This is a genomic window from Streptococcus mitis (assembly GCF_009496205.1).
GTDB lineage: Bacteria > Bacillota > Bacilli > Lactobacillales > Streptococcaceae > Streptococcus > Streptococcus mitis_BN.
In genome coordinates this window covers 14843-27218 of record NZ_WIJO01000026.1, presented here as the reverse complement: position 1 = coordinate 27218, position 12376 = coordinate 14843, and the positions used below count along the sequence as shown (strand labels likewise).

8 protein-coding genes and 1 pseudogene are annotated in these 12376 nt (G+C 38.1%); 7 read left to right on the top strand and 2 right to left on the bottom strand.

Going from position 1 to position 12376, the window contains the following annotated elements; genetic code table 11:
• Positions 1-18: 18 nt before the first annotated feature.
• Positions 19-205, top strand: a pseudogene (locus GEZ85_RS10540) (hypothetical protein).
• Between the two features lie 197 nt (positions 206-402).
• Here GEZ85_RS10540 and GEZ85_RS05795 read toward each other — a convergent pair.
• Positions 403-1416 (bottom strand): lactonase family protein, encoded by a 1014-nt coding sequence (locus tag GEZ85_RS05795; RefSeq protein ID WP_153209715.1) that lies wholly within the window; start codon positions 1414-1416, stop codon positions 403-405.
• 177 nt (positions 1417-1593) lie between these two features.
• Between GEZ85_RS05795 and GEZ85_RS05790 the strand changes: the two genes are divergently transcribed.
• The 3 genes from GEZ85_RS05790 to GEZ85_RS05780 all read left to right on the top strand — a co-directional run bounded on the left by GEZ85_RS05790 (position 1594) and on the right by GEZ85_RS05780 (position 6091).
• On the top strand, positions 1594-3588 hold the full coding sequence (locus GEZ85_RS05790; RefSeq protein ID WP_060628026.1) for a peptide ABC transporter substrate-binding protein: 1995 nt from the start codon (positions 1594-1596) through the stop codon (positions 3586-3588).
• Between the two features lie 117 nt (positions 3589-3705).
• The gene (locus GEZ85_RS05785; RefSeq protein WP_153209714.1) at positions 3706-4872 is read left to right on the top strand and encodes an AI-2E family transporter; all 1167 of its coding nucleotides are present in this window, start codon (positions 3706-3708) and stop codon (positions 4870-4872) included.
• Positions 4862-6091 (top strand): tetratricopeptide repeat protein, encoded by a 1230-nt coding sequence (locus GEZ85_RS05780; protein ID WP_322741432.1) that lies wholly within the window; start codon positions 4862-4864, stop codon positions 6089-6091. Before GEZ85_RS05785 ends, GEZ85_RS05780 begins: the two co-directional genes overlap by 11 nt.
• A gap of 700 nt (positions 6092-6791) precedes the next feature.
• On the opposite strand, the gene GEZ85_RS05775 is transcribed toward GEZ85_RS05780, so the two are convergent.
• A complete protein-coding gene (locus GEZ85_RS05775; RefSeq protein WP_033683534.1) occupies positions 6792-7778 on the bottom strand; it encodes an L-lactate dehydrogenase in 987 nt (328 codons plus the stop codon).
• Positions 7779-7972: 194 nt separating this feature from the next.
• On the opposite strand from GEZ85_RS05775, the gene gyrA reads away from it, so the two are divergent.
• The 3 genes from gyrA to GEZ85_RS05760 all read left to right on the top strand — a co-directional run bounded on the left by gyrA (position 7973) and on the right by GEZ85_RS05760 (position 12147).
• The gene (gene gyrA, locus GEZ85_RS05770; RefSeq protein WP_153209713.1) at positions 7973-10441 is read left to right on the top strand and encodes a DNA gyrase subunit A; all 2469 of its coding nucleotides are present in this window, start codon (positions 7973-7975) and stop codon (positions 10439-10441) included.
• Positions 10441-11184 carry a class A sortase gene (locus tag GEZ85_RS05765; RefSeq protein ID WP_153209712.1) on the top strand — a complete coding sequence of 248 codons (744 nt, stop codon included), beginning with the start codon at positions 10441-10443 and terminating at the stop codon, positions 11182-11184. The genes gyrA and GEZ85_RS05765 overlap by 1 nt, the downstream gene beginning before the upstream one ends.
• 165 nt (positions 11185-11349) lie before the next feature.
• Positions 11350-12147, top strand: a complete 798-nt coding sequence (locus GEZ85_RS05760; RefSeq protein ID WP_153209711.1) for a formate/nitrite transporter family protein — start codon at positions 11350-11352, stop codon at positions 12145-12147.
• Positions 12148-12376: the final 229 nt, after the last annotated feature.

The window sequence follows — 12376 nt, the reverse complement described above, 5'->3', positions numbered from 1 at the left end:
AGAAAGAACTGATTTCTAGTGGTAAAGTTGTTTGATTTGTGTTATAGTGAATATGCATGGGATGGCCTTTCTAAATGATTTATTAAGCAATTCTATTTTACCAAGACTATCGTAACCATGCAAAAAAAGCAACGGCAAATCCGTTGCTTTTTTTGGAAATAAGGGACTATTGTCCCAGGATCTTTTTTCATTATGTGACTATTAATCCGACTAGCTCCGTAAGATGTAAGAAAAATAAATGATGGCTGTGAAGCATTTTTACTTTTCATTGAAAAGTGTTTTGAGAAAGATTTCAGCTTATTTTGAGTGGAGTAGTTTTGAAAATATAAAAAAGACAAACACTAAAATGATGTTTGTCTTCTCTGGTGTGTAACATCCGTTAGATGGATAGTTATAATTGTGTTAATTAGCAAAACTGATGCAGACTGCTTCTGGAACATGGAAGTCGTTTGAGAGTTCTGCTAGACGACCAGTTTCAGTATTGCGTTTAAAGACAGTTGCATTGTCAGAGTCTTGATGGACAGCAATAAGGAATTCTTGGTCTGGTGTCAAATCAAAATCACGTGGAGTCTGACCATGTGTCGGAACGATTTCTAACAACTCTAAGCTACCGTCCGCAAGGATTGTATATACTACGATAGAATCATGACCACGGTTAGAGGCGTAGAGGTATTTACCATCTTTAGAGAGACGAATGGCAGCAGTACCATTAAAGCCTTCGTAACCGTCTGGTAGAGTTGAAATGACTTGCATGCGTTCAAATTCACCAACACCATCGTAGATTAGAACCTCGATAGTGCTATTGAGTTCACAAATGAGATAAGCGATTTTATAATGGTTATGGAAAATAATATGGCGTGAGCCTGCTCCTGGCTGGCTATGATAGGTATAGAGCTTAGATAATTTTCCTTCTGAATCAAAATCATAAGTGATAACTTGGTCTGTTCCCAAGTCGCAGGTCACTAGATAGTGGTCAGGTGTTAAATCTGTATAGTGAACATGTGGAGAAGCTTGATTTTCATGTGGACCTTGGCCACTGTGTTGATCAATATCACTAAGTACAAGACGACCATCTTCCTGACGTTTATAAACAAGGACCTGTCCCTTGTGGTAGTTTGCCGCGTAAACCAAATCACGCTCTTCATCAACGGCAACATAACAGTGGGGGGCTCCCTCTTCAACGACGTGATTTAATAAGTTACCATTAGTTTGATATGCTGCAATTCCACCCTTATCGTCTTGACTACCAACAGTGTATAAATGTTGGTGCTGGTCAAAGGCAAGGTAGGTTGGACTTGGCTCAGTAGCAAAAAGTTCTAGATTTGAAAGCTGACCAGTTTCTGTATCAAAGTCTGCCTTGTAAATCCCTTGGGAAGTCCGACGTGTATAAGTTCCAAAATAAACAGTTTTTTTCATAACTTTACCTCTATACAAAAGATAAGACTATTATATCACAAAAATGGAAGTATAAAGAAATCAAGATTAGCAAGAGCTTTACCTAATTCTTTTGATGATAATATTAGAAATGTTTTCATTGATTTACTTAATAAAAGTGCTATAATAATCTTATACAAATTGCAAAGGAGTTTAACTATGAAAAAACGTGTTTTCTTAGCAGCAGGAGTTGCTGTACTCTCGGCAGCAGTGCTAGTAGCGTGTTCATCTGGTAATGGTAATAAAGAAGCAACTAAACAAGCAACTAAACCAGTTACTTATGCCTATGTATTCTCATTAGATCCTGTTACTTTGGATTATACAGTTTCTGGTAATGTCAGCACTAAACAGATTACAGGTAATGTTATTGATGGATTATTAGAAAATGACCAATATGGGAATCTGGTCCCATCAGTTGCAGAAGATTGGACTGTTTCCAAAGATGGTTTGACCTATACCTATAAAATCCGTCAGGGTGTCAAGTGGTATACCAATGAGGGAGAGGAGTATGGTGAAGTTAAGGCTCAGGATTTTGTAACTGGTCTGAAGCATGCAGCTGATAAGAAATCACAGGCTCTCTATTTGGTACAGGATTCTATCAAAGGATTGGATGACTATGTAAATGGGAAAACAACAGATTTCTCAACCGTAGGTGTGAAAGCAACAGATGATTATACTGTTGTTTATACTTTGAACCATCCAGAATCTTTCTGGAATTCAAAAACAACAATGGGAGTCCTTGCTCCCGTGAGTGGAGACTTTTTAGCTTCTAAAGGAGATGATTTTGGTAAGACCACTGATGTTACGAGCATTCTCTACAACGGTCCTTATCTCCTCAAGGGTCTTACATCTAAGTCTTCTATCGAAATGACTAAAAACCAAAATTATTGGGATAAGCAAAATGTCTTTATTGATGATATCAAGTTATCATTCTTTGATGGTCAAGATGCAGACTCTCTAGGACGCGGTTTTGATGAGGGACATTATCCAGCTGCTCCACTCTTTAAAAACTCTGCCAACTATGAACGTCTAAAAGAAAAATACAAGGATAATATTGTATATGGTCAACAAAGAGGTGGCGTCTTCTATATGTCTACTAATATTGATCGTGTGTCATACAATCATACTGCTAAAACAAGTGATGCAGAAAAATCATCTACAAAAAAAGCTTTGTTAAATAAAGAATTCCGTCAAGCTTTGGCATTTGCTGCAGATCGTAAAGCAGCTGTTTCTCAGGTGTTTGGAGATGAAGTGGCACCTCGTAAACTACGTACAAGTTTCACTCCTCCAACATTTGTACAAGTTGGAGACCAATCGTTTGGTCAAGTAACTAAGACAGAATTGGATAAATTGGATAATGTCTGGAAAGATGTCAGTCTTGATGATGCCCAAGATTCACTTCATAACGTAGACAAGGCTAAAGCTAAGTTTGAATCTGCTAAGAAAACTCTTCAAGCTGATGGAGTGCAGTATCCGATTCATTTAGATCTTCCAGTTTCATCGACTCAGACAGATTTTATCCATCAAGCTCAGTCTTATAAACAATCCATTGAAGAAGCCTTGGGCTCTGAAAATGTAGTTGTTGATATTCAACAGGTTTCTGATGATGAATTGGGAAACATGACTGTTCTAGCAACATCAAATAATAATGTTGATTGGGACATTAATGTTAATAGTGGTTGGAGTCCGGATTATGCAGACCCATCAACTTATCTAGATGTATTTGATCCAACTTCAGGTCCAAGTCTCCTCGGCTCTCTTGGTGTAGCACCAGGAACAGACAATCAAGCCATTAAAACAGTTGGATTGGATAAATACAAAGGATTGATTGATGATGCAAATAGTGAAAAAACAGATCTGCAAAAACGTTATTCTAAATATGCTAAGGCGCAAGCTTGGTTAACAGATAGTGCTCTAGTTATTCCTGTACACTCAGACGGTGCCCAAATGTTAGTAACGAAGAAAGTATTAGGTAGTGGTGCTGATGGTTGGATTGGTGACAAAACAGGAGATAACAGTTATAAATATCTTAAACTCCAAGATAAGATTGTCACTTCCAAAGAAATGGATGAGTTCCGCAAGAAATTTGCTGATGAAAAAGGCAAATCCAATGCTGATTATCAGAAGAACTTAGACCGTCATATTCAAGACTAATCGAATCTCCTCTTTTGAGGGGATTTTTTATGTCGCTGTCTCCATGTAAGCACTTTAAAAAAGAGTTATTTTGATTTAAAAATGGTATAATGAGAGAACAATAGAAAGGAAGTATTTATGGAGCAAAAAGAGAAACATTTTAGCCTATCTTGGTTTTTCAAGTGGTTTTTGGATAACAAGGCCATTACGGTATTTTTGGTAACTTTATTATTGGGACTGAATCTGTTTATTTTAAGTAAGATTAGTTTTCTATTTTCACCTGTTTTAGACTTTTTGGCAGTCGTGATGTTGCCAGTCATTCTATCTGGTTTACTATACTATTTGTTAAATCCTATTGTTGATTGGATGGAGAAACACAAAATCAATCGTGTTATAGCGATTAGTATTGTCTTTGTCATCATCGCTCTCTTTATCATTTGGGGCTTGGCAGTAGCTATTCCAAATCTACAACGTCAGGTTTTAAGTTTTGCAAGGAATGTTCCAGTCTACCTTGAAGATGCTGACAGGGTTATTGATGATCTGGTAACTAAGCGTTTACCAGATGATTTCAGACCTCAGTTAGAACAAGTTTTGACAAACTTCTCAAGTCAGGCTACAGTTTGGGCAAGTAAGGTTTCATCTCAAGCAGTCAACTGGGCGAGCGCCTTTATTAGCGGGGCTTCTCAAGTGATTGTTGCCTTGATTATCGTTCCTTTCATGCTCTTTTATCTCTTACGTGATGGAAAAGGACTACGTCACTATTTGACCCAATTCATGCCAACGAAATTGAAAGAACCTGTTGGACAAGTTCTATCAGATGTGAATCAGCAGTTGTCTAACTATGTTAGAGGGCAAGTAACAGTGGCTATTATTGTAGCGGTAATGTTTATGATTTTCTTCAAGATTATTGGTCTACGCTATGCAGTTACGTTGGGGGTTACTGCTGGTATTTTAAATCTAGTTCCTTATCTCGGTAGTTTCCTAGCCATGCTTCCTGCCTTAGTTCTGGGCTTGATTGCTGGGCCAGTCATGCTGTTGAAAGTGGTGATTGTCTTTATCGTAGAACAAACAATCGAAGGCCGTTTTGTCTCTCCATTGATTTTGGGAAGTCAATTAAACATCCATCCCATTAATGTACTTTTTGTCTTGTTAACTTCAGGATCCATGTTTGGTATTTGGGGAGTTTTACTCGGTATTCCAGTTTATGCCTCTGCTAAGGTTGTCATTTCGGCGATTTTTGAATGGTATAAGATAGTCAGTGGTCTATATGAACTAGAGGGAGAGGAAGTCAAGAGTGAACAATAGTCAACAGATGTTGCAGGCTTTGGAGGAACAAGATTTAACTAAGGCTGAGCATTATTTCGTCAAAGCGTTAGAAAGTGATCCAAGTGACCTTCTTTATGAGTTAGCCACTTATCTAGAAGGAATTGGTTTCTATCCTCAGGCCAAGGAAATTTACCTGAAAATTGTAGAAGATTTTCCAGAGGTTAATCTTAATCTAGCAGCAATTGCTAGCGAGGATGGTCAAATCGAAGAAGCCTTTGCTTACCTAGAGGAAATTCAACCTGACAGTGACTGGTATGTTTCGGCTTTGGCTCTGAAGGCAGACCTTTACCAGCTGGAAGGTTTGACAGATGTGGCGCGTGAGAAATTGCTGGAGGCTTTGAACTACTCAGAAGATCCTCTCTTGATATTGGGATTAGCAGAGTTGGATAGTGAGTTGGAAAATTACCAAGAGGCTATTCAAGGCTATGCTCAGTTAGATAATCGTACTATTTATGAGCAAACAGGCATTTCTACCTATCAACGAATTGGCTTTGCCTATGCTCAGTTAGGAAAATTTGAAACGGCTACAGAGTTTTTAGAAAAAGCCCTAGAGTTGGAATATGATGACCTAACAGCTTTTGAGTTGGCCAGTCTTTACTTTGATCAAGAAGAATACCAAAAAGCTGTCCTCTACTTTAAGCAGCTCGATACTATCTCACCTGACTTTGAGGGATATGAGTATGGTTACAGTCAGGCCTTACATAAGGAGCATCAAGTTCAAGAAGCCCTGCGTATCGCTAAGCAAGGCTTAGAGAAAAATCCCTTTGAAACTCGTCTCTTGTTGGCTGCATCACAATTCTCTTATGAATTACATGATGCTAGCGGAGCAGAAAATTATCTTCTTACTGCAAAAGAAGATGCTGAGGATACAGAAGAAATCTTGCTTCGTTTGGCAACTATTTATCTAGAGCAGGAGCGTTATGAGGATATTCTAGACTTGCAGAGCGAGGAACCAGAAAATCTTTTGACTAAGTGGATGATTGCTCGTTCTTATCAAGAAATGGATGATTTGGATACTGCCTATGAGCATTACCAAGAGTTGGCAGGTGATTTGAAGGACAATCCAGAGTTTCTGGAACACTATATCTATCTCTTACGTGAATTGGGCGACTTTGAGGAAGCAAAAGTCAATGCTCAAACTTACTTAAAACTGGTTCCAGATGATGTGCAAATGCAAGAACTATTTGAGAGATTGTAAGAATATATTTTTAAAAACTGTATCTAATCATTTTTGATAATAAAATCTAAAGGCTATTTTATCTATTGTATGATGAGAGTATATTTGAGTTGTTGTGTTTGTATTCGAGTTTCCAATATAAGACATAAGAAGTGAGATAAGTAATATTTTTAAAAGTACAATCTTAGACTTTATAGTAAAAGAAAAAGTTCTCATTTCATAAGTGACAGATTGAATAGAAAGTCCTTAGACTAAAAGTTTCTAAGGGCTTTTCTTTGTGTGAAATCGCAAAATAGAGGTAAGAAAAGTTGTGAGATGTTTGCCATTTTTCATAAAAAAACGAGACTAAGATTGCAATCATGTTGATTATTACACGCTAGAGGAACTCGTTCCGTAAGACTATATTCTTCGTCAGGTTGAGTCAGTTCTCGATTTTCCTTCATCTATGATTTAATCGAATCCAATAACCACAAATATACTTACCAAGTGTTAGATAATCAAGCTAATTTTATAAGTGAGCAACTGGAAGTTTAGATTGACTTAGATCGGAAAAAGCACGGAAAAAAGGGTGGGAAAGCTTTTTTATTTTGCATTGAAAAGTATTTTATAGATGTTTCAACTTATTTTAAGTATAGTAGCGTAGAGAATACAAAAAAGACAAACACTAAAATGATGTTTGTCTTCGGTCTGAGGTTCCTATGAAATGAGAACCTAGTTATAATTAGTTTTTAGAAGCAGCTTGGAATTCTGGGTTTTTCCATGCTTCATCAATAATAGCTTGCAATTCTTTAGCAGATGCTTGCATTTTTTGTGTTTCAGCGTCGTTCAATGGGATATTTACTGGACGAACAATACCGTGTGCACCAACGATAGCTGGTTGACCGATAAAGACGTTTTCAACACCGTATTGACCTTCTTGGAATACAGAAAGTGGAAGAACTGCATTTTCATCGTCAAGGATTGCTTTTGTAATACGAGCGAGGGCTACAGCGATACCGTAGTATGTAGCACCTTTTTTGTTGATGATTGAGTAAGCAGCGTCACGAACTGAGATGAAAAGTTCTACAAGGTCAGCTTCATCTAAGTCACGGTTAGCTTGTAGCCATTGTTCCAATTTAACACCTGCAACGTTAGCGTGAGACCAAACAGCAAACTCAGAGTCACCGTGTTCACCCATGATGTAGGCATGGACTGAACGAGCATCAACACCGATTTTTTCAGCAAGTGCTTGACGGAAACGAGCTGAGTCAAGTGAAGTACCTGAACCGATAACACGTTCTTTAGGGAATCCAGAGAATTTCCAAGTTGAGTAAGTCAAGACGTCAACTGGGTTAGCAGCGACAAGGAAGATACCTTTGAAACCTGATTCAACAACTTGTGTTACGATTGATTTGTTGATAGCAAGGTTTTTACCTACAAGGTCAAGACGAGTTTCACCTGGTTTTTGAGGAGCACCAGCTGTGATAACAACAAGATCAGCATCCGCACAGTCTTCATATTTAGCAGCGTAGATTTTCTTTGGTGAAGTAAATGCAAGGGCGTGGCTAAGGTCTTCAGCGTCACCAACTGCTTTTTCAAACAATTGAGGAATTTCAATAATACCAAGTTCTTGTGCGATTCCTTGAGTAACAAGAGCAAATGCGTAAGATGAACCTACAGCACCATCACCGACAAGGATAACTTTTTTGTGTTGTTTAGTTGAAGTCATTATTCTAAACATCTCCTTAATTTTATTCAGGGATTTCCCCAGTTATTTTAATTTTATCACTTTTAAAAAGCTTTGTCACGGATATGCTTTGCAGTTCTTGATGTAAACGTTTTAGTGATTTTAGATACCTGAAATATAGCGGACATTATGGTATAATATTATTAATTACTAATAGTGAAATGAGGCATTTATTAATGCAGGATAGAAATTTAGTGAATGTCAATCTGACAAAGGAGATGAAGACGAGCTTTATCGATTACGCCATGAGTGTTATCGTAGCGCGGGCTCTTCCTGATGTTCGAGATGGCTTGAAACCTGTTCACCGTCGGATTCTCTATGGAATGAATGAATTGGGTGTTACTCCAGACAAACCCCATAAAAAATCTGCTCGTATTACAGGGGACGTCATGGGTAAATACCACCCACACGGGGATTCCTCTATTTATGAAGCAATGGTCCGCATGGCTCAATGGTGGAGTTACCGTTACATGCTTGTAGATGGGCATGGAAACTTTGGTTCCATGGATGGAGATGGTGCTGCCGCCCAGCGTTATACTGAAGCACGTATGAGCAAGATTGCTCTAGAAATGCTTCGAGATATCAATAAGAATACGGTTGATTTCGTCGATAACTATGATGCCAATGAACGTGAACCCTTGGTCTTGCCTGCACGTTTTCCAAACCTTTTGGTCAATGGAGCAACTGGTATTGCCGTTGGGATGGCGACCAATATTCCGCCTCATAACTTGGGTGAAACCATTGATGCAGTGAAGTTAGTTATGGACAATCCTGAAGTGACCACTAAGGACTTGATGGAAGTCTTGCCTGGGCCAGATTTTCCTACTGGTGCTCTTGTTATGGGGAAATCAGGTATTCATAAGGCTTATGAAACAGGTAAAGGTTCTATTGTCCTTCGTTCACGTACTGAAATTGAAGAAACTAAGACTGGTCGTGAGCGTATCGTTGTAACAGAATTTCCTTATATGGTCAATAAAACAAAGGTGCATGAGCATATTGTTCGTTTGGTTCAGGAAAAACGCATTGAGGGCATAACAGCGGTACGTGATGAGTCAAACCGTGAAGGTGTTCGATTTGTTATCGAAGTTAAGCGCGATGCCTCAGCCAATGTTATCCTCAACAATCTTTTCAAGATGACCCAGATGCAAACCAACTTTGGTTTTAATATGTTGGCGATTCAAAATGGGGTACCGAAGATTTTGTCTCTTCGTCAGATTTTGGATGCTTATATCGAGCACCAAAAAGAAGTGGTTGTTCGTCGTACACGTTTTGATAAGGAAAAAGCGGAAGCGCGTGCTCATATCTTAGAAGGTCTCTTGATCGCACTAGACCATATCGATGAAGTGATTCGTATCATCCGTGCTAGTGAAACAGATGCGGAAGCACAAGCTGAGTTGATGAGTAAGTTTAAGCTTTCTGAACGTCAAAGTCAGGCTATCCTTGATATGCGTCTTCGTCGTTTGACAGGTTTGGAACGCGATAAGATTCAGTCTGAGTATGATGACCTCTTGGCTCTGATTGCGGATTTAGCAGATATTCTTGCTAAGCCGGAACGTGTGTCTCAAATCATCAAAGACGAATTGGATGAAGTTAAGCGTAAGTTTGGCGACCAACGTCGTACAGAGTTGATGGTCGGTGAAGTCTTGAGCCTTGAAGATGAGGACTTGATTGAAGAATCGGATGTTTTAATTACGCTTTCTAACAAAGGCTACATTAAACGTCTGGACCAAGCTGAGTTTACTGCTCAAAAACGTGGTGGCCGCGGTGTTCAAGGAACAGGTGTTAAGGATGACGATTTTGTCCGAGAGTTAGTGTCAACTAGTACTCATGATCATTTACTCTTCTTCACAAATAAAGGACGTGTCTATCGCCTGAAAGGCTATGAAATTCCTGAGTATGGCCGTACTGCTAAGGGATTGCCAATTGTCAATCTTTTGAAATTGGATGAAGGTGAAAGTATTCAGACCATCATCAATGTTGAATCTGAACGCAGCGATGATGCTTATCTTTTCTTCACAACTCGTCATGGTATTGTGAAGAGAACCAGCGTTAAGGAATTCGCTAATATTCGTCAGAATGGACTTAAAGCACTGAATCTCAAAGATGAAGATGAGTTGATTAATGTCTTGTTGACGGAAGAAGATACGGATATTATCATTGGTACCAAGTTTGGTTATGCAGTTCGCTTTAATCAATCAGCTGTTCGTGGCATGAGTCGTATCGCCACTGGTGTGAAAGGCGTTAACCTTCGTGACGGAGACACAGTTGTTGGTGCTAGTGTGATAACAGACCAGGATGAGGTTCTTATCATCACAGAAAAAGGATTTGGTAAACGCACAGTTGCGACCGAATATCCAACAAAAGGTCGTGGTGGTAAAGGGATGCAAACCGCTAAAATTACGGAAAAGAATGGTTCCCTTGCTGGACTTATGACCGTTAAAGGTGATGAAGATTTGATGATTATCACTGATACAGGTGTCATGATTAGAACCAACGTTGACAATATTTCACAAACAGGTCGCTCAACTATGGGAGTTAAAGTGATGCGCCTAGACCAAGATGCTAAAATTGTAACCTTTACTACGGTTGAAGCAGCAGAAAAAGAAGAAGTTGGGACAGAAAACGAAACAGAAGGTGAAGCATAATGTCTCATAAAAAGAACAAAAAGAAAACAGACCGTAAAAATTTACTAATCAATATCTTGGCAGGATTCTTAATCATCTTGTCAATAGCTTTGATTTTCAATTCAAAAATTCGTGATATGTTCATGGTTTGGAATACCAATAAATACCAAGTCAGCCAGGTATCAAAAGAAAAATTGGAAGAAAATCAAGATACAGAAGGGAATTTTGACTTTGATTCCGTAAAAGCCATCTCGTCAGAAGCTGTTTTATCCTCACAATGGGATTCGCAAAAATTGCCTGTTATCGGTGGAATTGCTGTCCCTGAGGTAGAAATTAACTTACCTATTTTTAAGGGACTTGATAATGTCAATCTTTTCTATGGAGCTGGTACAATGAAGCGTGATCAAGTGATGGGGAAAGGAAACTATTCCCTTGCGAGCCATCACATCTTTACAGCAGAAAATGCCAGTCAAATGCTCTTTTCTCCACTGGCACGCGCTAAAAATGGAATGAAAATTTATCTAACTGATAAGAATAAAGTTTATACCTATGAAATCCGTGAAGTGAAGCATGTGACACCAGATCGCGTCGATGAGATTGATGATCGTAGTGGTGTTGATGAAATCACGCTTGTAACCTGTGTGGACTATGATGCGACAGAGCGTATTATCGTAAAAGGTGATTTGAAAGATACAAAAGACTATTCACAAACACCTGAAGAAATTCTAACAGCTTTCAATCAACCATATAAACAGCGCTATTAATAGTTAAAGAATCAGTAAACATTTTATTTTACTGCTTCTTTTTATATTGCTTTATAAGCATGCTAAGTAATGATAAATCAATACAAATATTATCATTTTTTAAAAATAATTACCTATTTTAATATTTTATGCTATAATACTAAGTATAAAAAATAGGAGACGTTTATGAGTTCGTCAGAGTTTATTTCGAAGATTGATTATTATTGCCACAAGAAAGAAAGTCTTTTCAAGCAAAGTAAGTTAAAGTATGCAATTCGTTCTATGTTTGCAGGTGCTTTTTTAACCTTCAGTACAGCTGCCGGCGCTATTGGTGCAGATTTACTTAATAGTATTGTTCCAAGTAGTGGGTATTTCCTTTTCCCATTTGTTTTTGCTTGGGGGCTGGTTTATATTGTCTTCCTAAATGCAGAATTGGTAACTTCCAATATGATGTATTTAACAGCAGGTGCATTTTTGAAAAAGATTGATTGGAAAAAGGCAATGATTATTTTACTCTATTGTACTTTGTTTAATCTCATTGGTGCCTTGGTGGCTGGATGGGCCTTTGCCAACTCGTCAGCCTTTTCCCATTTGACCAATGATAGCTTCCTTCCTAAGCTTGTAGCCAAGAAATTGGCGCGTCCAAGTGATTTAGTCCTGCTTGAGGGAATTCTTGCCAATGTATTTGTAAATATTGCCATTCTTTCATCTATACTAGTCAAAGATGGTACTGCCAAACTATGGATTATTTTATCAGCTATTTCCATGTTTGTCTTCTTGTCCAATGAGCACATCGCTGCCAATTTTGCTTCCTTTAGTATTATGAAATTCAGCATGATTGCTGATCAAGTACCTCACTTTGATCTTCCAAATATCCTTCGACATTGGGGTGTAACCTTTATTGCTAACTTTATAGGTGGAGGTCTTCTGATTGGTTTACCGTATGCCTTTCTAAATAAGAATGAAGATACATATGTTGATTAAGAAGAGTTAGTGTATCAGGGAGAATTAGAACGATTCTCTCTTTTTCTTTTACAAAATAGGTTTGCAGCGAAAATCGTTTTGTAAATTGTAACAACAAAATATATTAAATAGAATAAAAGTTATTCCATGCAATCTTTATATTCTAATAATTAAAAATTCTAAAAGCTTGTTATTAAAACAATGTAAACGATTGCTGGGTTTTTAAATTTATCAAAAATACAATTAGGAA